Origin of the sequence: Candidatus Desulfosporosinus nitrosoreducens, from assembly GCF_030954495.1 — a bacterium.
In the GTDB taxonomy this organism is placed as follows: domain Bacteria; phylum Bacillota; class Desulfitobacteriia; order Desulfitobacteriales; family Desulfitobacteriaceae; genus Desulfosporosinus; species Desulfosporosinus nitrosoreducens.
On the sequence record NZ_JAVHUW010000046.1, the window covers coordinates 100,085 to 124,832 of the forward strand.

21 protein-coding genes and 1 pseudogene are annotated in these 24,748 nt (G+C 46.5%); 6 read left to right on the forward strand and 16 right to left on the reverse strand.

Features of this window, described 5'->3' with window-relative positions:
• Positions 1-57: 57 nt before the first annotated feature.
• From REC12_RS09785 to REC12_RS09800, 4 genes are all read right to left on the reverse strand, one after another.
• Complete coding sequence (locus tag REC12_RS09785; RefSeq protein ID WP_308893966.1) at positions 58-1,605, reverse strand: sensor histidine kinase; 1,548 nt, start codon at positions 1,603-1,605, stop codon at positions 58-60.
• Positions 1,602-2,297, reverse strand: coding sequence for a response regulator (locus REC12_RS09790; RefSeq protein WP_308893968.1), 696 nt, complete (start codon positions 2,295-2,297; stop codon positions 1,602-1,604). The genes REC12_RS09785 and REC12_RS09790 overlap by 4 nt, the downstream gene beginning before the upstream one ends.
• Before the next feature lie 232 nt (positions 2,298-2,529).
• A complete protein-coding gene (locus REC12_RS09795; protein ID WP_308893969.1) occupies positions 2,530-2,967 on the reverse strand; it encodes a MarR family winged helix-turn-helix transcriptional regulator in 438 nt (145 codons plus the stop codon).
• A 111-nt stretch (positions 2,968-3,078) separates the two neighbouring features.
• Positions 3,079-3,855, reverse strand: coding sequence for a GerMN domain-containing protein (locus REC12_RS09800; protein ID WP_374214197.1), 777 nt, complete (start codon positions 3,853-3,855; stop codon positions 3,079-3,081).
• 201 nt (positions 3,856-4,056) lie between these two features.
• Between REC12_RS09800 and REC12_RS09805 the strand changes: the two genes are divergently transcribed.
• Complete coding sequence (locus tag REC12_RS09805; RefSeq protein WP_308893973.1) at positions 4,057-4,797, forward strand: ZIP family metal transporter; 741 nt, start codon at positions 4,057-4,059, stop codon at positions 4,795-4,797.
• Between the two features lie 5 nt (positions 4,798-4,802).
• Here REC12_RS09805 and REC12_RS09810 read toward each other — a convergent pair whose 3' ends face one another.
• Positions 4,803-5,504 (reverse strand): GDSL-type esterase/lipase family protein, encoded by a 702-nt coding sequence (locus tag REC12_RS09810; protein ID WP_308893974.1) that lies wholly within the window; start codon positions 5,502-5,504, stop codon positions 4,803-4,805.
• A gap of 170 nt (positions 5,505-5,674) precedes the next feature.
• Between REC12_RS09810 and REC12_RS09815 the strand changes: the two genes are divergently transcribed.
• From REC12_RS09815 to REC12_RS09825, 3 genes are all read left to right on the forward strand, one after another.
• On the forward strand, positions 5,675-6,160 hold the full coding sequence (locus tag REC12_RS09815; protein WP_308893976.1) for a YlbF/YmcA family competence regulator: 486 nt from the start codon (positions 5,675-5,677) through the stop codon (positions 6,158-6,160).
• A 161-nt stretch (positions 6,161-6,321) separates the two neighbouring features.
• Positions 6,322-6,921 (forward strand): hypothetical protein, encoded by a 600-nt coding sequence (locus REC12_RS09820; RefSeq protein WP_308893978.1) that lies wholly within the window; start codon positions 6,322-6,324, stop codon positions 6,919-6,921.
• The gene (locus REC12_RS09825) at positions 6,908-7,222 is read left to right on the forward strand and encodes a hypothetical protein (protein WP_308893980.1); all 315 of its coding nucleotides are present in this window, start codon (positions 6,908-6,910) and stop codon (positions 7,220-7,222) included. Before REC12_RS09820 ends, REC12_RS09825 begins: the two co-directional genes overlap by 14 nt.
• 78 nt (positions 7,223-7,300) lie before the next feature.
• Here REC12_RS09825 and REC12_RS09830 read toward each other — a convergent pair whose 3' ends face one another.
• Positions 7,301-8,200 (reverse strand): hypothetical protein, encoded by a 900-nt coding sequence (locus REC12_RS09830; RefSeq protein WP_308893981.1) that lies wholly within the window; start codon positions 8,198-8,200, stop codon positions 7,301-7,303.
• A 117-nt stretch (positions 8,201-8,317) separates the two neighbouring features.
• Between REC12_RS09830 and REC12_RS09835 the strand changes: the two genes are divergently transcribed.
• The gene (locus REC12_RS09835) at positions 8,318-9,274 is read left to right on the forward strand and encodes a metallophosphoesterase (RefSeq protein ID WP_308893982.1); all 957 of its coding nucleotides are present in this window, start codon (positions 8,318-8,320) and stop codon (positions 9,272-9,274) included.
• Between the two features lie 53 nt (positions 9,275-9,327).
• Here the strand turns inward: REC12_RS09835 and REC12_RS09840 are convergent.
• A pseudogene (locus REC12_RS09840) lies at positions 9,328-9,684 on the reverse strand (cell wall hydrolase); the annotation flags it as partial.
• A 507-nt stretch (positions 9,685-10,191) separates the two neighbouring features.
• Between REC12_RS09840 and REC12_RS09845 the strand changes: the two are divergent.
• Positions 10,192-10,590, forward strand: a complete 399-nt coding sequence (locus REC12_RS09845; protein ID WP_308893984.1) for a hypothetical protein — start codon at positions 10,192-10,194, stop codon at positions 10,588-10,590.
• Positions 10,591-10,736: 146 nt separating this feature from the next.
• On the opposite strand, the gene REC12_RS09850 is transcribed toward REC12_RS09845, so the two are convergent.
• The 9 genes from REC12_RS09850 to REC12_RS09890 all read right to left on the reverse strand — a co-directional run bounded on the left by REC12_RS09850 (position 10,737) and on the right by REC12_RS09890 (position 24,218).
• Entirely contained in the window at positions 10,737-11,036 is a 300-nt protein-coding gene (locus REC12_RS09850) for a M domain protein (protein ID WP_308893986.1), read from the reverse strand.
• A 96-nt stretch (positions 11,037-11,132) separates the two neighbouring features.
• Positions 11,133-12,344, reverse strand: a complete 1,212-nt coding sequence (locus tag REC12_RS09855; RefSeq protein WP_308893987.1) for a TolC family protein — start codon at positions 12,342-12,344, stop codon at positions 11,133-11,135.
• Between the two features lie 20 nt (positions 12,345-12,364).
• Positions 12,365-13,549: a TolC family protein gene (locus REC12_RS09860; protein ID WP_308893989.1), complete on the reverse strand. Its 1,185-nt coding sequence runs from the start codon at positions 13,547-13,549 to the stop codon at positions 12,365-12,367.
• 130 nt (positions 13,550-13,679) lie between these two features.
• Entirely contained in the window at positions 13,680-14,033 is a 354-nt protein-coding gene (locus REC12_RS09865) for a hypothetical protein (RefSeq protein ID WP_308893991.1), read from the reverse strand.
• Positions 14,034-14,091: 58 nt separating this feature from the next.
• Positions 14,092-15,744 carry a S41 family peptidase gene (locus tag REC12_RS09870; RefSeq protein WP_308893993.1) on the reverse strand — a complete coding sequence of 551 codons (1,653 nt, stop codon included), beginning with the start codon at positions 15,742-15,744 and terminating at the stop codon, positions 14,092-14,094.
• 195 nt (positions 15,745-15,939) lie between these two features.
• Positions 15,940-17,394: a degradosome RNA helicase CshA gene (cshA, locus tag REC12_RS09875; RefSeq protein WP_308893995.1), complete on the reverse strand. Its 1,455-nt coding sequence runs from the start codon at positions 17,392-17,394 to the stop codon at positions 15,940-15,942.
• A gap of 383 nt (positions 17,395-17,777) precedes the next feature.
• Positions 17,778-18,218 (reverse strand): hypothetical protein, encoded by a 441-nt coding sequence (locus REC12_RS09880; RefSeq protein WP_308893997.1) that lies wholly within the window; start codon positions 18,216-18,218, stop codon positions 17,778-17,780.
• A 127-nt stretch (positions 18,219-18,345) separates the two neighbouring features.
• The gene (locus REC12_RS09885) at positions 18,346-20,493 is read right to left on the reverse strand and encodes a cell wall-binding repeat-containing protein (RefSeq protein ID WP_308893999.1); all 2,148 of its coding nucleotides are present in this window, start codon (positions 20,491-20,493) and stop codon (positions 18,346-18,348) included.
• A 176-nt stretch (positions 20,494-20,669) separates the two neighbouring features.
• Complete coding sequence (locus tag REC12_RS09890) at positions 20,670-24,218, reverse strand: cell wall-binding repeat-containing protein (protein ID WP_308894001.1); 3,549 nt, start codon at positions 24,216-24,218, stop codon at positions 20,670-20,672.
• Between the last annotated feature and the right edge of the window lie 530 nt (positions 24,219-24,748).

Sequence of the window (24,748 nt, forward strand, 5' to 3'; positions counted from 1 at the left end):
CTTGCTCAGGATACCATAGACTTATGTTTAAACGACGAAGGACTTCTTAAGATCTTGTCAAGGAATCAAATCTACCGGGACCTTAGGTTTTAAAGGCAATAAAATCCGAAAGCTGCTTCCCGCCCCAAGTTTGCTCTCGACTTGGATGCTGCCGCCGTGGGCCTGAATAAACTCTTTGGCAATGGCTAACCCCAACCCGGTTCCGCCATTTTCCCGTTCCCGCGATTTGTCCACACGATAAAAGCGGTCAAAAATATGTTCAAGTTCTTCCTCAGGAATTCCCTCACCGGAATCTTCCACAGTAACTTGAGCCCATTTTCCTGATTTGAGATCATCGGAACTGCTTTTTTCTTTAGAATTTTTCTCTTTAGAGTTTGTCTCCTCCGCTTTATCGTCTTTGCGCCGGAAAACATCCCGCAAGCGATGTGCCGCTTCCTCATTGTTCATGCCATTGATCGGAGGACCATCCACCTCCGCCAATAAAACGCGCAGGGTTCCTCCGGGCGGAGTATGCAAAAGAGCATTGCCAATCAAATTCACAAAGACTTGAGTTAAACGGTCCCCATCGCCAATGATCTCCGGAACCTTGTTTTCGCTGACCTCGATGTTTAAGCCGCGTTCTTCAAATTCTATTTCGAATTGCTCCGTAATTCTCTCAACAATCGTTCTGAGATTGACCTTGCTTAGCTTCATCGGCAATTTACCCGCTTCGGCAAGACTTAGCTGCTGAAGATCCCGAACCAGCCGGGTCAATCTTAAGGTCTCATCCTGAATAGGCAAGATTGTTTCCGGGGTGGAAGGAAGCACACCTTCTTGAATAGATTCCAGTTTTCCCAGAATAACAGCCAGGGGAGTACGCAATTCATGGGCAATATCCGCCACCATGTTGCGCCTTACTTCCTCATTGCGGGTCAACTGTTCCGTCATGCGGTTAAAGTCCCGGGCTAAAAGTGCAATATCTCCGTTTCCTTTTACTTCAACTCTTGAGGCCAAGTCTCCATCGCCAACTTGCCGGACGGCCTCCATCAGTTGATTTAAGGGTTTGGTAAAATGCCGGGTCAATAAGAGACCTAAAAGCAAGGCTACCAAGGAGGTAATAATCAGGCCAATGACCATTGCTTGGATTATTGAAGTGCCGATAGTTTTGGCCATTCTGCCATTCATAACGGGCGAGTGTATATCCTGCCAGTAATGCCCGATCGTTTGCCCATTGACTTTAATGACTTGCCATTGTTTCTGAATTCTGTCTGCTGCCGGAAGTGAAGCAAGCTGCTTGCCGAGATCCACATTCGACGGATCGACGATGACCTTATTGGTTTGATCAAAGACTAAAAAACGTTGAAAATCGCGGGGAGGACGTCCAAATTTCTGATCGGGCGGTTCTAAGACCTGAGAGACATGGTCCTGAACCCCGGCCCAACTATTATGACCTTCATAATAAACGCTCAGCAATTGATTCAAGTGCTCTCCATAAGACTGCTGGACATAGCTTTCGGCATGTCCCAGCAAGGCTTGAGTTGACGTCAGGGCAATCAGGGTAAAGACAATCGACATAAAAAAAACCATGCCGATCAGAGCCAGAATAAATTTACGTCGCAACGTCACAGGTCTTCACCAAACCGATACCCCACCCCAAATACAGTTTCGATATATTTAGGGTCACTGGGGTTGTCTTCGATTTTTTTACGCAAATTGGAAACATGGGTGTCGATTGAACGCTCGTAATAGAGATACTCTTCTCCCATAGCCTGACGCAGAAGTTGAAGCCGGCTATAGACTGTACCCGGCCTCAAAGCCAGCAAATGAAGAATATTGAATTCCGTAGGGGTTAAAAAAACTTCTTGTCCTTTTTTAGTAACTTTATGGCTTGTTGCGTCAATATTCAGTTCTCCGCGCACGAGAAGAGCAGAGTTGGTGTTTTCCTGAATTCCTCCGGCAGAGCGGCGGAGCACAGTTTTTATGCGCGCGGCCAACTCTCTGAGGCTGAACGGCTTCACGATATAGTCATCCGCACCGAACTCAAGACCTAAAACCCGGTCAATCTCTTCCGACTTGGCTGTTAACATAATTATGGGAATTGTGCTTGTCTCTCTCAAACGTTTGCATATCTCCAAACCACTCATCCCCGGAAGCATCCAATCAAGCAATACTAAGTCCGGCTTTTCCTTTTCAATAAGTTCGATTCCTTCAAGGCCGTTTAGTGCTGTCATAACACTAAATCCATCCCGAGTCAGATAATCTCTCACCAGGGTCAGGATTTCAGGCTCATCATCCACTAGGACAATATTTGTTCCCACGTCCGCTTCTCCCTCCGGTTAAAGGCATTTTGCCTTAATTTTATTATTTTAAGTATACCGCTTAAGTTTAAGTTGTATTTAGGAATGTTCTAAAGATTTTATGGAGATTTTTCTCACAAGTATTTAAAGGAGCTAAGCTATACTTTCCGACAATACAAAAATACCTTTACTTAAAGCTTAAGTAAAGGTATTTAAAAAATTTATTTGGAATTAATTTTGAATTAATTCATAGCTATTTCAATTCCATGCGTTGAGCTAACAAGTCTACGCTTCTGTATAATTCTTCATATTCCTGGCCGGAATAGTCCCTAAGTACTTTACCGATAAAGCTTTGTCTTTCCGCGATCACGGCATCGAGAACATGGTCCCCTTTAGACAGCAAATGCAGTCTAACCACTCTGCGGTCATTGTTGTCCCGGACCCGTTCGACTAACTGCGCCCGTTCCATCCGGTCCGCCAGGTCAGTTGCCGTACTGCAGGCCACAAATAAATGTTTACCCAGTTCCCCCATAGTCAAAGGTCCAAATTCTCTAATACATAAAAGTGCATTGAACTGAAGTGCAGAAATTTCCATACCTATCAGAATCGATCGACCGCGTTTGAACAATACAGTGTTTGCCCGCCTTAAGGTCTCCTCCAATTGTTTCGTCAATTCTTCGGTTGGCGCCATCTCTCGTCCTCCATTCCCCATATTACTCTATTTTAGCACAGATTTTGGGGTTGTACATGAGAAACTTCGCGCATACAGCCTTCACCTCACGATTTTGTAGGAGGGTACACCTTAAGTAGAACTCGGCGGATAATTAAACAGGTTGATTGAGCTCGGGGAATTGGGAACGGCCCCATTGCTTGAACCCGGCAGAGACCCGCTTAAGCCGTTGGCATCGCCGCCGGTTCCGGAGTTCGTGCCGTTACTGACTCCGGTGCTTGAGCTGCTTGCGGGAAAGATCTGTTCGGGAGACGTTGATCCCTTCACCAGGCTGGGTTTGTTAACAAGCCTGCTGCAATCAATACTTCCATACTTGGTAAGAGGTTTTCCTTCAATGCGAATTTGAACTTGTTTAATCGTGGAGTACTGGGTCAGCGTGTCAACAAGTCCATAAAGCGCCGCTTCCGCAGAAACCTTGGAATTGGGTTGGAGGAATTCTTTACTTAAATCAACAATTGCCGAGTTATCCTTAATGGCTATGTCCAGAAGCGTTGTGGCTGTCGGAACGGCAGCTTGCAGCGCTGTCCCCTTAGCCGCCGGGCCTTTCAGCCATTGAATTACTGTTTCTCTGGCTACACTTAACGTTTTGGGCACTGTCCGCTGTTCTTTGACAAGATACTTGCCTGTCGAATCCGGAAAGTAAAGTGTCAGCGCTATGGCATCTGCCGAATTCGCCGCCGGTGCATCTGCGGTTACCGTTTCCGCTTTATCCCCGCCGATAAAATTGCCAAAGGTACTTCCGCCTCCATCCTTATTTACCAGGGTTTCCAGCGTCCCGCAGCCGGTAAGGTACAGCAGACTGACCAAGATTAGTCCTATTGGCAATAAGCCGTACCGCACTCTCTTCATCATTGTTTCCGCCCCCTCTCAGATACTTAATTCTGTTTGTTTTTCCTCACATTAAGCCTATGCTTTGTCCCAGAAAATAGTACAGCAACCCGGACAAAGTTTGGCGGATGCCAAAACAGAAATTTTTTCGTATAAAGCGAGGGCTTCAGCCATACATATGTAGCAGTTAAACAGGTAAAGCCTTTAGAAAGGAGATCCCTTATGCAGGATCTGTTGGAAATTTTCCGCGTTAGTACAATCGCCGGACTGGCCACAACCTTGGGCAGTTTACTGGTTCTCCTGTTCGGCCAGCCTGAGGAGCGTATTTTAGCCTCTCTCTTAGCAGGAGCCGGCGGCGTCATGCTTGCGGTTGTCAGTGTTGACTTGCTTCCCAATGCTTGGAAAATCGGTCCTCCTCTTCAAGTTGTAGCCGGTTGTACCCTGGGTTTAGTTTTCATGTATTTTGCTGATCGCCGCTTGAAAACTCCCAACGATTCACTCCCTTTGTCGCAGCGCCAACGTTTGAAAAGGATCGGCCTTCTCGTGGCGGCAGGGATTGCTTTGCACGATATTCCTGAAGGAATGGCTATTGCGGTAAGCCAGGAAGCCGCCCCCAGCCTTGGTTTGCTTATTGCCGCGGCAATCACGCTGCACAATCTGCCCGAAGGAATGGCAACGGCGGCACCCCTGACCATGGCTCACATTCGCTGGTGGAAAATACTTTTACTGAATATCGGGATCGCTTTTTTCACCCCGCTGGGCGCCATGCTTGGCCTTCTTGCCCTGGAAAGGGTAAAAAACTCCTTGGCTTTTTTCCTGGCCTTTGCGGCGGGAGCCATGGTTTTTCTTGTCTTCGCCGAACTTATCCCTCTCGCGCGCGAACGCCACCCCCGCTATGCTTTGCTCGGCGGAACCATAGGTTTTATTTTCTTCGCCGTCATCAGCATGCTTCTTCCGGCATAGGCTTTTTATTTAAGAACTTGAGCGGCATAATCCCCCATTGTCTCGTACCCTTTAGCATTGGGATACTTGCCATCCTGAGACAAACCGTCTAAGTATTTCTTGTTAGCATCAAATAACACGGACGAAAAATCCAGCGTCATAATAGTTTGCTTTTTGGCATAATCCACCTCCCAGTCCCGAATCTCTTCAATATCTTGCTGGTAACCGGTATACCAGACAGGCAGCGCTAAGACGGGAATGATGTCATTGGCCTTAGCCTTTTCGACCATAGCCTCGATATTGCTTTGCACGTCTTTCAAGGGGACTTTCTGAAGCGCATCCCCGGTTCCCGCAAAAATAACGACCCGGCCCGGTTGCTCTTTGACTACATCTGTGTCAAAACGGGCCAGTAAATCTTTGGCCGTTTGATGCCCCATTCCCTTATTGACAACGATAATTTTCAAATCATCGGCCAAACGCTTTGTCCAAGAATGTTCCGCGTCTAAAGGAGAGCCCAAGGTGAAAGAGTCCCCTAAGGCCACAATCTTTGAATTGCTCGGTGTTTGGACTGCCGCTGTTCCCGATCCTAGGGTTTGCGGAGAACTCTCTTTCCCCACGGACGATTTGTCGCTCTGCCCCCACAAGCCAAGAAAGCCAATGATCAATACGATAACAGCCAGCGCGGATGCAACCTGAATCAAACGCAGCTCTATTCGATAAGTGCGCATAGAAACTCCTCCTTTTCCTTTTCAACCAAATACTCAACAGCATTTTCTCTTTCCCTCTAATTTTAAGAACTCCCGCGCATTAAAGCAACCACTTCTTATAGGTCTTTGTTGGAATACACCAGTGCGCCCCTCAGCGCATAGTTTATAGGAGGAAAAAAGGAGGTGCCTCTATGAGTTACATTGACAAGGCCCGGGAGCTGGGTGAAGCCCTCTCTCAGACCCCTGAAGTTCAAGGATTAAAGGCCGCGGAAGCAGCCATAATGGCCGATCCTCAAAGCCAAGAAGCATTTAGCCAATATCAGGAAAAAGAGCGCAATCTAATTACGACCCAAATGATCAGTAAAGTGGTTCCCGAGAAAGAAGCTTTAGCCCTGCTCGATCTTAAAGTCCGTCTTATGAATAAGCACCCTCTGATCAAGACCTATTTTGTACAACAACAAAACTATGAAAAACTCATGGCCATGGTCAATCTGACTTTAACTACAGCTATGAATGGGCTGCCCTCGGCAAGTGACCTGCCCATACCGGAAGAATTAAAAGGTATGGCCCAACAAATTCTGGATAAAATCAGCGGCGGAAATCCCATGGAAAAAATGGAAATTACACCGGAGATGTTAAAAAATATTAAACTTCCGCCCGGTCTTACTCAGAAATAGCCAAAGGTAGGATTAACATGCGACTCGACGGTTATCACGGACCCCAATTTATCAACGATATAACCCATCCCGTAACCTTCATAGCTTTCCTGATCGTACTTCTTTTAGGAGGATGGACGACTATTCGCACTTGGTTTTAAAAGCCAGGGAGGAGGAACGCCGTGATCTATCAAAACGAAGGCCCCCCTCAATTACCGGCTACTCCTTTCTCCTTTTCTATCTTAGTATCCAGCCCCATACGACGCAATCTGCTTTTTGCGCCGGTCAGTGCCATGATATTCCCTATAGCCTCGACCGATATCGAGTTTGCTTCCATGATTGTGGCAGGTATCGACGTACTGATAGCCTTTCTTTTCAAGCGGTCATTGGCCCATCCCCCCAACTTGCGCCGCCCTGCCCCTGACTTATACCCCGTAACCTTAACCCTACCCCAATTGACTCAGCTGATGCAGGCAGCTTTCAATGGGCAGTCTCCCATTTCCTCATCTTCCCAACACATTCCGGGGCAAGGAGTTGGCCCTGTTGGATCTGATCAACCGCTTTTTCCCGATAATTTAAGCGTCTCTTTAATTGTTTCCGCTCCTTTTGCACCGTTTGACGGAAGTCCCGACACTTCCTTTAACGTCCCGCTCTTTGAAATCCCAGGAGTGCCCGGCAATCTGGTTATTGCCCTTGGTCTAATAATCTCCCAGTTCCTTATCGAGCGCAGTGGGGTCGGACCTCCCAATGGAAATGGAGGTAACGCCAATGCCATTTCTTAACAAATTGAGAAATTCCAACTCCCTCTCAGCGTATCCAGTGAAGCGCCCCCCTCTCTCGCCATATGGATACCCTGATCCGAAATCTCCGGAAGCTTGGGATCATGGTTTTAACCGTCTCGTACCCATTCTGCAATCTCCACCCGTCGGCGCAGGGGTCTTAGCAATCACCTTCTTTTTCCTGATTATTTTCTTTTCTAATATCTTATTGATTCAATTATCTCTGTCAACACTCGGGATCGCTGTAACTATAGCTACTTTCGGACTAATGGCTCTGACAGTGCTCATTTTGTTTCTTCTCTAAACTCAGATTGGAATTAAAAGAGTAGGCAATTCATAGCGAAGTGAATTACCTACTCTTTTTGCGACATCCACCTTTTAATTATTGAGGAGGCGGAGGAACCAAGGTTTCGGGAGATACACCCGTTTGGTTCAGAGGAGAAAGCATTTCCGGACTAAGCGGCGCAGAATCAGGACTAATTGGGGGCTTCTTCCTGCCGCTGATCAAGCCGGAAATCTTGCCCCAGACTGTCGACGCCGTATTTTTCATAGGGTTAAGAAAGGTCATAACTCCCATTGGCTCTTTTACTTTTAAGATAATCGGACCGTTCGGCGCCTGCCCCAGCTGGTTAAGGCTTTCCACAGAGACCACCGCCCGGCTGTAGGGGTACAGAGGAACCTGGCTCTGGAAATGTGTCCGGTAAACACCATTGCCAACAGGGCGAAGCACCCCTGCTAAGAAACCCGTTCTTCCTCTGTCATCAACAAGATAGGCCGCATACTGCCCTGCCTGCCCGGGGCTAAGAAAGGCCTGCGGCGGGGGAAGATTGGCGATCAAAAGAAAACTGTTGTCCGGTGAAATAGTGGCCACACCATTTCCCATAATTCCTTCCTGGGCGGCCTGAAGAACAAGCTGCCGGGACTGATTCATACCTGGCTGAAAATTTCCGTACCCTTGATTGGGCGGGTTTTGATATCCCGGGTTTCCTCCATTTTGCTGGGGGAAAGCATTCATAGTTTGATTTGCGGGAGGGGCCTGCCAGGAATTCCCCGGAAGAGGTCCCGGAAATGGCGCTTGTTTTGGACCGATAAACCCTCCCCGCGAATTATTAATCTGCCCGTTTTTTTGAAAAAAGCCGCTTGCTTTGAGTCCCGCTCCCAACGTATCACGAATCGTACCCGGAGAATACCCTGGACCTAACGGAGCATTAGGTAATGTCGGGAAACTTTGTGGCCCCACGGATTCATAAGGATTTGAAGGCGTGTTCCCATTGAACTTCACCCCGCTCCCCTCCTTTATTCATTCAAACTAACTTCATAACATGATATGATACAACGTAAGGAAGGGTTCTGATATCCTATAGATAGAATGGTTAAACTATGTATTGAGGAGGGTCTTATGCCAAGTAAACTAACCACACTGTTTTCCGGGAACATATCCCGCCGCCAGTTTTTTCGCGGTACGGGCGGATTTATTATAAATCATTGGCTGCTCTCAATCCTGCCCCTAGGAGGTGCCGGACTCCTGGGCTGGGCGGAACATGATACCCTTAAACTAAAATGTGAGACCTGGGATTTGTTCTACCCTCAGCTTCCGAACGCCCTGGAGGGCAAGACCATTTGTCAACTGAGCGACCTGCATTTGGAAGCACTGCGCATTGCGCCCGAGCTCATAACTCAAGCCGCTATGGCCCGAAACCCTGACCTGCTTGTGCTTACCGGCGACATCATCTCCACCAGAACAGACCTTGACAAAGTAAATACCTACCTGGGAAAACTTTCGGCTCCTTATGGCAAATATGTTGTCCTGGGCAATAATGATTACAGCCACTTGTCCCACACCCTATTAAAGCGTTATCTTAAGCAATTCCAGGGCTTAGGCTGGATTCCTCTGCTCAACCAGGCGTCCTTTTTAACGCCTCTCAATCTCTGGATCATCGGTATTGACGACCCCGCCACCGCCCATGACGATGTGGATCTGGCTTACCAACAGGTTCTGGCCGCAAAAACATCTCCGGCGGCTCCTCAAAATCCTCCTTTCCGCCTGGCCTTAGCCCACTCTTCCGACTGCCTCGACGATGTTGCCCGATACGGAGCCGATCTTCTGCTGACAGGACACACTCACGGAGGACAGATCCGCCTGCCGGGCCTCCCGCCTCTGATTACAAACACCTATCTCGGTGACAAAGGGATTTACGAAGGGTACCACGTCGTAAATAACATCCCTTTGTACATCAACCGCGGCATCGGCGAAAGTGTCATCCCCCTGCGCTTTAACGTCCCTCCGGAAATCAGCTTTTTTACCTTCCACAAAGGCTCGGGGCAGCCAAAGCACCAAGTCAGTGACGCAAAATAGCCCCGCGAAACGCGGGGCTATTTTGTTTTAACTTAAATACTATCTGTTTTAAATCAAATACTAAAGGTATGGTTCCCTATCCTCTTAATCACGGGCCTGCTTTTAATCCAACGGTCTGTGGCCAGGCGCGGATTGTAATAATAAATTGCCCCATTGCTGGGATCAAGACCTGAGAGCGCCGCTTCCGCAGCTTTATAAGCTTCAGCATCCGGATTAAGATGGATTTGTTGATCTGTTACTGCCGTGAAAGCACCTGGCTGATAAACGACGCCCCAAATCGTTTTGGGAAAATGAGGGTCTTTAAGGCGATTCAAAACGACTGCTCCAACGGCTACCTGCCCTTCAAAATTCTCGCCTCGCGCTTCTCCGTAAATAACACGAGACAACAACTCAATTTCCTCTTCGCTTACTAAACGTCCTAAACTGCGGGAGAGCAGCTGATGCCCCGGCCCAGTTGAAGAAACTTCCGGAGAAGATTTATCCGTCAAATCTTTATCTTCGTTGACAATAATATTATAGGTTGGAATGTTCTGCAGTGACTTCTGGGGTTGGAGCTGATTGGGTCGCGAAGGGGTGGTATTTGCAAACATGATCTCATAAACGGTATCTTGTCCCAGAACGGGGTAAATGCCGGCCTGCCAGAGAAACAGACACATCATCCCGCAAAGAAAGATCGCCCAGGACTTCCGACATCGTCGGTGTGGCAAAAAAATCACCTCTTATAGTTTTAAACTATTTCTAGTCTTTCCCAACAAAGGCGATTTTTATAACATCAAAAAATTTTATAGCTCTAAAACCTGCTTTTTTGAACCTTCCTAATCATATCCGGCATTTCACTTACATATACTTAGGCAAACCGAGCAAAGCTAAAGGGAACGATTTTTATTGAGCACAGTAAGTGAAGTGAGGCTGATGGTATGCGAGCTTTATTCAATTATCTTTTATCATCTTGTTCTTCACTAGAAGAGCCACCGCTCGATGAGGCTGAACGCCTGTTGGCAGAAATAGAAAAATCCCGCGAAAAGATTGATTATGCTTGGAACCACTTTGATTACGCTGATCCGGAATATGTGGAAATTGCCGTACTTGAACTTCTCCTGGCGGAAACCCAATATAGCATTCTTAACAAACGCTACCGCCTGATGCTGGGCATCCGGGAAAAGTCCCCCTATCTGGCAGTTTCGGCAGTCGGCTCCCCTACATTTTCTCTGGAAAGCCAGCTCCAAAGCCATGCTTTCTATGGAACATTCTTCAGCAATATTGAAGAAAATCCGGCCCCAGCGGTCCCACAGCTGCTGTCCCAAAACCAGCTGTAAGGCTAATAACTGAATAAGGTTTTATGCTTCTTTTAACACTATAAATGGCCCAGAATCATCATAGATTCTGGGCCAACTCTTAATTTCTTTACTTTAGTCTCCAAGAAAGCACCAACTTGACAGCTTTATTTTACGGTTTTGTCTCGTCAAATCACCTTCCGTTTCGTAATTACCTCACCTATAGCATTAATTGTCCCTTCTATTTGACTTTCTCTAAGCTTAAGACTATCAATTTCCGCTCTATGAACTTGATTATTATGTTCTATGGCTTTTACTACTAAATAGATTTCGTCTTGTCTGGCTTCTAATCTCTCCATTCTGGATTCTAGTCTATCCATTCTGGATTCTAACCTGTCCATTCCGGATTCTAATTTATCTATTCTGAATTCTAAGCCGTCAAGTTTATTTAATATGAGTCCGAGCATCTCTTTTATCTCATTCTCCATCGCTCCACCTCCGCCTTCTAAATTATACCATCACAAAAGGGACTTCATCAAGAAGTTGGCCCAGAATCTTTCGATTCTGGGCCAACCTTTTATCCTTTAATCATCCAAGCTGTTTTGGAAATTTGCCACGGCGGTCATATAGGTATTGATATCTTGCTGGAGGGTATTTTGATCATTTAAAAGAGTGTTTTGCAGATTAATCAGGTCCAGGCTGCTTGCCGTTCCAACGTCAACATTTTTTTGTTTAGTATCGAGATTGATTTGATCGGCTTCCACAGTCAATTTATCCGCTGCAATAGTATTCTCCAGGGATTTCAGATTATTATAGGCTGTCCGCAAGCTGACTTCCTGGTTAACGGCTAAATTGGCCAGGGTTTCTTTCTTGTCCTCAATGCTTATCTCCAGTTGATCTGACGTCTTATCGTCAAATTCAAGGTCTATATCGTGTTCAATCTGGGTAATGTCAATATCCTGAGTATAGCGTTGAATATCATAGTTATTCTTAATAGCTTCGGCAATTTGGTTATCCAGCTTGGAATCATCAAATTGAGTATAAGGGATGAGAGTAGAAGTCAGAACAACATTTCTGCTCAGGTCAATCCCTAAATCTTGCTTCAAGGTGATCATATCACTGTTGATACTATTAAGAACAGCTTTTTGGGCTGCTTCAAGTTTACTTTTCGAGGCGGTATACGAATTGATCGACGACGGAATCTGCAGACCAAGCTTTATTTGGAGATTAGCTTGATCAATAAGCTTATCGATATTGGCAAGCTCAGTCTTATAGTTATCCGCCTGTTGCTGAAGAGCTAAGATAGTTTCGTATTGATTTGTAACGTCAACTTTCAGATCCTTTAATTGGTTATCTCTATCATGCTTAGCATTATCTAAAGTCCATTGTGAACGCTTAAAATTTAAAAATTGGACTTTCTTGGAATCCTCATCAGTGACAGCAGTACCGGCACTATGCTGTGCCAGGTCCGTTTGATTCTGTTTATCGTAGATTTGAATTTGGCTATCTGCCAATTTCAAGTCCGGGTTGCCCGTTTCTATAGCCTTCAACGCGTCATCAAGGGAAAGGCTTAAGGTAGACGTATCCGGCGGTGTGGCAGGCTCCGCGGCAGTTGCCGAACCGGAATCCCCTGAGGCAGTGTCCGCCGGGGCAGTATCTGTCGCTGTCGCCGTATTCACTGATGCAGTATTTGAAGCAGGCTGAGCCGCATTATCCAGGGCCATTGTAGGATGGGTGGAAAATACAATAGAAGCGGATAAAACAAGAGTAAACAATGTTAAATAACTCTTTTTCAAGTTAGACACCTCCAAAATTATTAGCCTCGATTGGCTGGTTTATCCGGCTTGGTAGAGGCAGGTTTATTAGCGCCGGTGGATTGAGCGGCACCTGAGGCAGAGCTGCTGGGAGGCACGTAACCGGCACCGCAGGCCGCATTCATCATGGCCTGCGCCAGCCAGGCGTCCAATTGTGCATTTTTGTAGTTTACATCGGCTTGCGCTTTAGTAACTTTGGCATTGTCAAAGTCTTGCAAGGACATCTGAGCGGTCTGATATTGAATCTCCGCCGCTTGATAATCTGACGCCGCTTGATCATCGAGGTCTTTCGTCGCTTCCATAATTTTCATAGCACTGTCCAAGGATTTATAAGCTGTGGTAACGCTTTGCTGAACAGTTATTTTGGCCAGGTCCAAATTATTTTGGGCACTATCCATGTTATAATTTAGCTTCTGCATAGCAAAATCATAATCTGTAGTTGGTGCCGCCTTTACATAGTCATATTCCTGTTTATCGGCATCCAAAGCACTCTGCGCATTCTTTACTTCCGACCGGCTGGCCAGGGCAATGGCAGTGTAGTCACTTAAGGATTTAATTTGGGCGGCGGGGTTGACATTATCTTGCAGTGTCGCATACTGCTTGGAGAGGTCCGCGCCCATCAGATTATTGACCGCCATGACGGCGGAGTCGTAATTTTTTTGAGCGCTGTTATAGCTGTACTGGGATTTAAGATAGGTAATTTCAGCCAATCTCACCTGGGAGGACGAAACCATCCCCAGGGATTGCTGCTGCTTTGCCGTTCTGTAATCCGCGTCAAAGCCATTCATCAGACCCTGCTGGATATTTAAAGCATAATTTGCTTTTAAAAGGTTGATATAAGCTTGATAGGCGGAAAGTCTGACGGCATTCGTCACCACTTGCTGGTTATTTGTATATTGATCCATGCTGCTTTTCGCCTCTATAGGAAGAAAAACAATCTGTTCATAGGTACTGTATGAATTTTGATACTGCAAGAGACCTCTCATGGCAGCAGCGCCTGACGATGCGTCTGAATAATATTTTTTTGTCAGGTCTACCATTTTATTGTAAGTTTGAAGATTCTGGGAGTTTTTTATGGTTTGGATAGCAACTTTCTCAATATCCAAACTATTATCCGCTGCCAAGACAGAGTTGGCTGAAACCAGCAGCATCAATCCTACACATAAAACTGATATTACTTTTTTCACATGAAGCTCCTCCTTTGCTGATAATATAAATGATTCACTATTCTTTTATTTGTGCCATGCAGTTAGATCTCTCCACCCTTCGCTGTTTTGTGGGCCCATATGTTAAAACACGTTAAATGTATTAACCGGCTTATTCGCGCTCAGAGGCTTCATTTTTTCTGCCCCTGAATTCCTGCCAAAGTGCCATCAGCTGCTTGACTGTCCCTAAAAAACCTGTAATCAGGTACAAAGGGTCCTTCCTTAATCTCTCCAAACCGACGGCAGCTTCAGTAACGGCTCCACCGACCTGCTCCGTAGTGTGCCTGACAAGGTTTGTCATAACTTTCACATCTTCCAGCAAAGACGGCATATAGGTGTTAATATCCCGAATAGCATGTTTAGCTTCATCCGTAAGTTTCCGAAGAGAGTGAAGCCACAGAATTAATTCTATACCAAGCATTCCTAAAATAATAGTGGCCACGAGAGCACATACTTGATAAACCATAGCTTGCTGCCTCCACTATCCTCAATAATCCCCTCTGAACCCTACGTCAACACGGCGATTATTTCTTCGCCAAATCCTGAATTGCCCAGCCATAATCAGGATCACTGAATCCAGGCAAATTTCTCTCGCCAACAGGCCGGAAATTCCCAGCGGATTGAACCTGGGCTTTTTGCTCATTTCCTGCTCCTTGAACCGTATGCAGGACTGTCACAGTTCCTCCACTCAAAATTTTCCCCGAGGTATTTTTAACTGTTGGATGAATGACCAGCCAGTAGGTCGAATCCGCAGACAAGGCTTGCTCGGGAATGACTTGAACATCGGAGGAATCCAGAGTCTCAAAAGTCGTAAGAACTCTCTCTCCAGTCATACTGTCAATAAGCTCAATGCTCGAATCGTTAACGCTTTGCCAGTCAACAGCCCCATTAAAATGAACCTCAAACTTCTTAGTGAGGGGAACGTTTGCTATTTCGTCTGCTTTGTGATAATCCGGGTAATAAAGGGAATAAGACTCAGGTTTCACAGTGGTTGCCGTTGAGTTTGCCAGTTCTCTCCAAGCCTCCCAATAGTCCGGAGTCGTAGCCAGGTCCAGGGCACTCTGCTTATCGGACAGCATCAGCTCAGCCGCTTTGAGCGGGTCCGCATTCACTATATTGACATCCGGAGTGATTCCCACTCTATTTATTTCATGTCCAAAAGCAGAGTAAAAATGATCCACCGTCATTTTCAGAACGCCGCCGTTGGAAAGAGGAAATATAGTTTGAACAGTCCCCTTGCCATAAGTCCTTGTGCCGACAATGGTCGCTTCACGATAATCTTTCACTGCGGAAGTAAGAATTTCTGAAGCACTGGCACTGTTTTCATTCGTCAAAAAAATAATTGGTTGGTTTAACCTAAAAGGTTGATCCGGAGCCTGATATAATTGGAGGACCCCCGTCCGGTCTTTCACCTTCACCGCGACGTTCGGGCCAATGAAGAAGCCGGCAAGACTAATCGCTGAAGTTAAATATCCGCCCCCATTATCCCTCAAATCGATTACCCAACTGTCGACATTTTGGTAATCCAGCTTTACCACAGTCGAGGCAAATTCTACCGGTGTCTCGTCGCCAAAGGATTCCAGCTGAATATAACCGATATGTCCGTCCAGCACGGAACCTTCCACCGTCGGTTCTGAAACAGCTTGACGAGTTACCGTGAAATCCTTCGTCTCCGTTCCCCGCTTCACACTGATTTGAACGGTACTCCCCTCAGGACCCCGCAAAAAACTTACGGCCTGTTCCGCCGAAAGTCCGGCTAAAGACTGCCCGTCCGCGCTGACAATCACATCTCCGGCCTTTAATCCGACCTCTTCGGCCGGTGAACCTTGAACTACCGCAACCACCTTTACTCCCTCGGGTAACATATCAATATGTATGCCGATACCTGTAAAACTCATGTTTATACTGTCCACAAAGTCCTGGTATTCTTCCGGGGAAAAGTAAGTAGTATGCGGGTCGTCAAGCCGTTTTAACATTTCATCAATCGTCGGAGCGTTCAAAACGTCCTGCGAAACCGGATCTGCATACTGGGTCTGCAGCAGGGAACGAATTTCAGGCAGGACATCATCCTTCGTTGAGGCCCAGACAGAAGTCGATGTGCTCAGAATTAAAATCAGGACGAGCATTAGTATGGAGAAACGCCTTATAACTTTCTTCCGAAAAAAGCTCTTTGTCATTGTTCCTTTTATCTCCCTCCAAGATATAGACAATATACAAATAATGATTCGACATCTGAGCCCCATTTACCTTCGAAATTTCAAAAATTTCTTTTACTAAATAAAAAATATATTTTCCTTATCAGTATTTTTTATCTATAAATGGGTTTATCTTCTAGATAAAACGAAAAGGCCATTGCTGGCCTTTCTCGGAAATTATTTATAGTCTCGTCCTCTTTGGCTCCCTCCTCGAAGATCGTGGTTCCTCCTTCGCGGCCAGGTATCCTTTTGCCCGTAGTTACCCCTATTATATCCTCCCTTAGGATATCTCGGATTGCCAAAGCTTTTCACTCGTACCGGGGCTGCTTCGGTTAAATGCACCTCTACAGGTTCGGGCTCCTTCGTAATAATTTTCAAAGCCGCTGATAACAGGGTGACGGAATCATTTTCAGCGAGCAGTTCCTCTGCTACAACCTTGTATTTCTCAATATCCTCTTCAGCAATGACTCTCAGAATTTCATTCATGGTCAGACGCTGCTGTCCCTGTACGGCCTCAACGATCGTGGGGATCGGTTTACGGATGATTCTCCGTTTGATGACTGATTCAATGAGCCTTAACATTCCCATTTCCCGCGGTGTTACAAGGGTAATGGCCAGCCCTGTTTTCCCGGCGCGTCCCGTTCGTCCAACCCGGTGAACATAGCTTTCCGTATCCTGAGGAATATCGAAATTAAAGACATGAGTAACCCCGCTGATGTCAAGGCCGCGGGCCGCCACGTCAGTAGCTACCAAGACTTCAATAGTGCCATCTTTAAATTGCCGCAGAACACTGTCCCTTTTGCTCTGGGTCAAATCGCCGTGAATCCCTTCCGCGGCATAACCGCGTTTGCTTAAAGCTTCAGAGAGTTCATCGACCCGGCGCTTGGTACGGGCAAACACAATAGACAAGTCCGGCGACTGAATGTCAAGTATTCTGGTCAAAACATCAAATTTCAGCTTTTCCGCAACTTCATAATAATGCTGCTCAATATCCGAAACCGTGACACCTGTGGCCTTAATCCTCACCAGCTCCGGTTCTTTCATAAAGCGCTGCGCAATAGCTTGAATCTGTTTGGGCATTGTCGCAGAAAAAAGCAACGTCTGACGCTCCTCGGGGACTTCCTTGAGAATAGTTTCAATGTCTTCCAAGAAGCCCATGTTCAGCATTTCATCAGCTTCGTCCAAAACCACAATTTTAATGTCACTTAAGCGAATTGTTTTTCTTCTCATATGGTCCATCAGCCGGCCCGGAGTTGCCACAATAATATGAGGCCTCTTTTTAAGAGCGCGTATTTGCCAATCAATACCCTGCCCGCCGTAAATCGGCAAGGCATGAATCCTTTTGAACTGGCCAATTTTGTTAAGTTCCTCGGCTACCTGGACCGCCAATTCCCGGGTAGGTGCCAGCACGATACCCTGAATTTGTTCGGATTGGGGCATAATCTTCTCGACAAGAGGAATTCCGTAAGCGGCGGTTTTCCCGGTTCCCGTCTGAGCCTGCCCGATCAGATCCCTTCCCTGAAGAGCGATCGGTATCGTCAGCTCCTGAATAGGGGTTGTTTCTTCAAACCCCATATTGATAATCGAACGTATCACAAATTCACTCAACCCTAAATCAGAAAATGTTGCCAATAGTTTCATACTCCTTTTTTTATTGTCTACTCATAAGCTTTCCAAAGGCGTTTCTATCTAAACTGCAAGTAATAATTCTTACTCTGTCTGAATCGCTGAGACAGAACATCCACCGGTGCGCGTGAGTTCGCATCCAATTACTAACGCTATTGGAACTAAAAACGTATTATACCACATTATTAGCCTAGATACTAAATAAAACTTAAATAAACTTAGTCACATGGTTTCCTGACATTGCCCTTAAGCAGAAGGAAAGTATTAGCGAAGTTATACTTTCCGGCAGTACAAAAAAAGAAATGGCCATAACAAAACGTTTTCAATTTCGTTACAGCCATTCTATCTGGTTCATTTACATTGCCCTATCACAATTCAGATCGTTAATTTCACGGCTTAAAAGGAATGGAATCGGTAACCTTACCATCCACAATGACTTGCGTGGTAATCAGGCGTTTGGGGTAATTAACCTTCAACTGAGTTAAAAGCTCATTAGCCAATTCATGGGCATAGGTCTTATCGACTCCGGTTTTAAAGGTAATCTTCCCATAGACAATTCCTTTTTCTTCGGAGATCTGCGTACCCAGGACATCCTTCTGAGCCATCAGTTGTTTGGTTACGTTGTTATTGGCGGTGACTAAGGCAGTCCCTTGAGGAACAGGTTTCAAATATTCACTCTTAGCTTCTGAGGAATTACCGGTGCTCTGTTGGGAATTATTAGCACCTTGTGGGGTTTTACTTGTCGAAGTACCACAACCCGCGAGCGTTAAAGCCACTACTAAAAATATCAATCCCAGGGTAACCCGTCTCGGCGCAATTCGTCTATACAAGTAATCACTTCCTTTAGATTAAAATGTCCAACCTCAAGCAACTATGACCAGTGCTATTATACCACCGGAGTCATTACTTGCAAAACAGCGGCTTGCACTTTCCTGACTGACCTTAAGTAAAAATCAGCTAGTTTGTACTGCCCGGAATACTGTCATTTAAGTCCGGTACATTAACCTCGGGATCGGAAATATTCTGCGTATGAAGATCGTAAAAAGAGGCGACGACATGATTTACCAGCCATTTTCCTCCGCCGGCGAAGGTGACTTCATTCTCCGGAAATTGCGGAGACGCGTAATAGGGGTAATAGTCCTGATAGACAACACTTCCCGCAAAGCTTTTACCCGGATAATTTTGAGCAATATCATTATTGATCTGCACAAAATAGGCCATGATACTTCCTTTTTTATTGGCTTTAAGCAGAGCAACCCAATTGGCATAATCCTTCGGGTCCATGTAGCCATGAATACTAAGATCAGCCGTTCCGGACTGATAATCATTAACCTGCCAAACAAAGCGGACACTTTTGTTGTCAATAGTCATGACACTATAAGACCCCTTGAGGTTCTTTAAATTATAGGAAGAATTCAGGTAATTGTCTGAATCTGCAAAGTCATCGTCAGTCAGGTCCGTCTTTACAGGTGCGGCAGAACTGTTATGCGGCAGCTGCGCCAAAGTTTTATTGATATCCTGGGTTAACAGGGACTTCAAGGAATTAGCCGGTATTGCCAAATATAAATTCTGACCATCCGTCACATTGGCCGTTGTTGTTCCTATAACTTCAGCTTGTTCATTGACGAGCACCCCGCCGCTCGTTCCTTTAGAGATCGGAGCAGAAATTTGAATAAAGGACGCTTCATTAACTAACTCTGATTTGGTGCTGACAATCCCGTCACTCATAGTATCATCCGTTCCGGAGGTATTTCCCAGGGCATAAACTTTATCGCCTGTGCTAATCTTATCAGAATCACCCAGGGTAACGGACGGCAATCCCGCAGCGTCTATTTTTAACAGGGCTATGTCCTGATAGGGATCATAGGCTAAAACTTTGCTGACATCGTAGGTCTTTCCATCCTTTGTGGTAACTTTGGCCGAGTAAGCGTCCTTAATCAGCTGATAGTTCGTAACAACCTTGCCGCCGGAATCAACAATATATCCGCTGCCGCCGGCAAGAGGCACCCCATTGGAATCACTGGCCGCGATATAAACAATTGAAGGGCTGAGCTTTTTAGCAATTTCGCTGGCACTATAAGCTGAAGAAGGCGTCGCAGCCGGTGCCGAATTGGCGTAGTTTTGAACGAGTGCCGAGGGCATGACAGCCTCTCCGCCCAGAATATCCAATTGCCCGATTTGACTGCTCTTAGAGTTTAAATAGGCACCGGTGCTTTGACTGTAATCAGCAGGGACAAGCAAAACCGGAGCATTCAGAGTAGCGGCGTAAGCTCCTCCGGCAAGGGCGTCCGCAAAACCATTTCCGGTCGCCATAAATACTTTGCCAAAGTTGAAGCTGCTGTCAAAGCGATTCAACACGGCAAGATTGCGAGCGTACTTATCACTGCCGGTTATCCGTTCCACACCGGGAAATTGAGCGGAGACGGACTCAGCAATTTGATCGGTGCCGCCAATTAAATAGGTATGAGAAATCTGATGGTCCGTCAGATAACCCTTGATGCTGTCCGTCAGGTAATTTTGAGGTACTATGATAAGCGGCGCATTTTTTTGAGCGGCGATTGGGGCGATTGATAAAGCGTCGGCATAACCGTCCCCGCTCACCACGGCGATTTCTTGCACATTTCCCAGCTGTTTGGCAATTTCAATGGCGGTATCATACATGTCATTCCCGGCCAAACGCGTTACCGTGATCCCCAGGTCTTGAACCTGGTTTTCCACGTTGGCAGAAACCACAGCGGTCCCGCCCACGATAAAGACGCTTTTGACCTTAAGATCCTCTAAGGTTTGCTGCGTTACGGAGGGCAGGCTTTGAGCCTGCGTAAGCAAGATCGGAGCATTGTACTTCTTAGCTAACGGAGTCGCGGCCAAGGCATCGGGAAAGTTTTCGCCATAGGCTAAAACGGCGTAATCAGACTGTGTCCAGCCTTCTTCGGCGATAGCGGAAGAAGTATCGTACTGGGTATAGCCGGCGATACGATGGGTCACAGGCGAGGCCATAGCGGCAGGAACAAAGGCCATCTGAAGAATGCAGACAGAAAGAATCAGCAACAACGACATATTATAGTGCCATCCAGCCCGGCGGGCTTTAATGTTTCCATAGTCCATGTCTGAAATAGACACCCCTCTCTTGTAATCTTCTCCCCTTTAATTTCTACGTTGTTCCTTTTTTCCCTCTTTTCCTTTTTTTAAAATTAATGGTAATAGCTTTACAAAAAATTGCCCTGCGTTCCGTGAACGCAGGGCGAAGCTGCTCAACTATCCTACTATTTTAACAGGCCTACTTAGCGGGCAGTATCCGTGTATATTGACAGATACGTGGGATCTGTCGCTGCAACGTGAATTTCTATTGATTTAACCAGGCCACTGGTGGTAACCCCGGTAAGCTTAAGGACATCTCCGACGTTAGGATCATTCGTAATCGTACCGTCGGGGTCCATTCTGAATTGACTGGGATTGCCATTAGCATCGACAGCCGAGTCTAAAATAATTTTAGCTAAAGGCATTCCCTTGGAGCCGTATTGATCTACCGCCAAGAAATATAGACCGGCGCGGCCAATGATATTCAAGTTCGGCGTGGGATCATAGCCGTTACCTGTCGGACCATATGTCCCCACCGCTCCGTCTTTATCAAAGCGTGCCAAAATCTTACCGGCTGCGAGCCAGTTCTGAGCAATTGTGGCGACATCTCCGGTTTCATTCAGAGAGTTGCCCGGCAGATAAGTGCCCACCCCAATAACAATAGCCATTGACGCACGAGTTGCCGAGGACGATTTAAGCGGTGTCGTGAGACTGTGAATTAAGCCGTCGGCACCTTGAAGGCTAACGGATAGGGTTGTACTTGATTCTGTGACATTATCCGCCAGTTTGTTGGCGACGACCTTTACTTTATCATAGGCAATCGGTGCCGAGGTAGCGCTATCTACAACGCTGAAATCTTTAGAATCAACGGATACCCCAACGACCGGATTACCTTTTAATTTTACTTTGGCGCCGCTTGACGTTGTGCCGTAAACATAGGGATTGGCCGCATAATCTTTATCTAATTCCGAAATGGCCGTATTATCGTTAACCGCATAGAGGGGATTGGGGACCGGAGCTATCGCATAGTCTTTAATGTCTTTGTCCGCCAGCACAGAAATCGTTATTGACTTTGAATCAATGACCACATGGGGATCTGTCGCGGTCCCTGCATGGCCATCGCGTGCATTAACCAGATTGAATACCACCGTTCCGCTGCCCGCTCCCGTCGGATTACCGGCATTTGCCGCCGCCGCTTGAATGCAAATGCCTTTGGCTCCGGACGCGGCGGGATCACCCACTGCATTGCCGAAAATATCCGTTCCGGTGAGAGAAAGCTCGGAACTGTCAGCCGTTGTTGCCAGTACCTCATAGTCATAGGCCGGAGCAGCCAAAGCACCAGCGACATAGAGATCCGGTTCCGTAGCTTTCCCGATCATATCAAACACCCTGTCATACTGATCTTTAACGGCGAGCCCCCCATAGTTGATACCGAAGTCGATGAATTGATTGGCGCCATTCTGCATGTTCGTTAACAAAACACTGGGGTTTAAAACTAAAGTATCAGCCTGCGCAGGTTTCTGAATATTTATGGTCAGGTTGCTGAACTTACCTGTGGAAGTAGAGGCGCTTAAGGTCTCGGCCACACTCTGGGTGCTGTTGTTGGCAAAAGGTTTGTTCAGGATGCTCGCTGTCCCATCGGCATTTTCCTGAAGAATACAGTTGGTCAGAATCAAGCCGCTGACACTTTCTTGCAGATCGCTGTATTTCGTTAATTGGGTTCCGTTCTGATCGTAAGCCGCAAAGGGAATTACCTTGGATTCTCCGGAAGCGATATTATAGGAGGGGGCCATTAAACGGAATGAATCCAGTTTTGAGGCTTTATTTAAGGTCGTATTAAGGGTAGAGGTTGTTCCCGTCCAGGTCATAGCGGTAATAACCGTCGGCATATCCACTGAAATCGAGTCACCCGACGTATTATTGACAATTACTTTAATGACTGCTTTCGTAGAATCGCTGGGATCTTCTTCAACGGAAGCGGTGACATAAGAATTGGAAGTGCTTAAGAGATTGTCGTTGCCGTTAGCGTCGGAATGTAAAATCAAACCGCCCAAAATCAAGTGATAATCGGTTGTTAGGTTACCGCTGATGTCTTTAGCGGTGTAACTCGCATAGAACACGCTGGAATCTCCGTCAGTTAATTCTTTATCATCAGCGTTGGTCAACTGGCCAAATTGGAAATCGCTTAAGGTACCGATTTGGGTAGAGGTTGTCAAAGTAGCGCTCGTTGACACCCCGGAGGTCGAGTCATAACCGGTAATGACTACAGTAGAGAATTGCATAAGGTTCTGAACATTTGAGTCTAATGTAAGCAGGCCGTCCTTAGCATCAACGCTGCCCACACCGCTTTGAAAGCTTAAGCTGTTGGCCAGCCCGCTGGTTGTGATGTCATTTCCGTATTGGTCTAATACTTGATAAGTTGCATAACCTGTCTGACTATTGTCTTTAGAATTCGTAACAACCCCTAATTTGGTAGCCGTAATGTTAATGGCGGCAATCTTCTGCTGATCAACAGTGACTGAGGTTTTTCCCAGATCTGTTGTGTCATCTTTAACAGCAACGGTATAAGTTCCTTGAGGGAAGTTCGCCGAATTTTGCAGGGTAGCTTCAGTATTGCCGGAGTCCCAGGTAGCGGTCACAGTCATGGGTGTGGAAAAGTTCTCTACATCGAAGGTAACTTTGGAGGTATCGGCAGGCGCACGGTTAAAGACAACTTTAAAGCTGTCCGCTGCAACTGCGGTTACGGAAGTCACTGCCAGGGGGCCGTTAGACGGATTAACCTGGCCGATTTGAACACCCGTACGAACTGCTTCAGGAACAACGGCTGCACCGCCGAGAGCTGTTACTACGGCACCGCCGGCGAGTTTGCCCCGTACAAAGGAAGCCGCCGCCGGAATTGTTCCGTTCGTGAGAACGATCGGCGATTTGGTTTGAGCTGCCAGAGGTGCTCCGGCCAGAGCGTCAATCCCGGTTTCGCCGTTGGCCACAAATACCTTGCTGAACTGCAATTGGGAAGCAAAGTCCTGGATAACTTGATTGTTAGTATCATAAGAGGTCATTCCGGCATGGCGGGTTGCATTTGGAAGCTGACCTTTAACCGCGTCGCTGATGACACCTGTTCCGCCGATAACATCGGAAGCGGTAATACCCGGGTTAGCCGCCAAATAAGCGGAAACACTGGCCGGAAGGGAATCTTTATCGGTTAAAAGAATAGGCTCGTTAGCAGCGGAAGCGATGGCCGCAATGGAAAGAGCATCGGGAATTCCGTTGACCACGGCAACTTTTGTTACGCCGCTCATCTTTTTAGCGATGTTAACGGCGGTTTCAGCGCTGTCCATACCGCCGAGGGGAACAACTGTGATACCCATGCCCGTCAGTTCATCAAGAACTGCCTGACTGATAACAAAGGTTCCGCTCGTTACATAGACGGTTGTAACTTTAAGTTTGCTAAGTTCGGCTTTAGTGTCGGCGTCAAGGGTCTCTCCGGCTCCCGTCAGCAGAATGGGAGCTTTCAAATAAACCGCCAGCGGACCGGCCGTCAGAGCATCCACCATACCATAGGATGTTGATGAGGCCAGAATTGCCACACCCGAATAACCGGTTTGATCGGCAATCGCCGCCGCCGTTTGAGCAGCGGTAGCACCCGCTAAACGCGTCGGCGCCGTATCGTCAGCAAAAACCTGAAAGGGGATTATGGATAAAGTTATCACTGCAATTGCTAACGAAGCCATAGCTTTTTTCATTTTTCCCATGTAGTAATTTCTCCTCTCCATTTTGTTATTTATTTCTCTAGTTATGGACGTCGTTCTTAGCCTCCACCACCTCCTTGATCAAGTTTTTGCCTAAACTTTGAACCTAATAAGCGGCTTAAGAAAATCCCGGCATTTCAGACTGAATATTCATTCATTGAATGTCGGGGATTCACACGAAGATTAGGAACAGCCTTGAAGAAAGGCTATCAATTTCCTGACCGTGGGTTAATGCCGATAGACGTTAACCTTGAGGAATTTTTTAAGATATTCTACATTTAGTATTCGAAATCCTTTATATTATTTAGATTAATCTGATTTATTTTATTATTTTACTATATTAAGTAAATTCGGATTTGCGTTTTAATATTAGTTCCATCATTAATTGAGTATTCGGGCTTGAATGATTGAACTTCGCGGGTTATTCCCTTTTTGCTTGCAACAATATAGGTACTAAATTTTGAAACCAGAATTCCGGGATCAGAATGAGCCCTGATGGCCAATTGCATTTGCGCAGCTTGCTCATCGGTTAA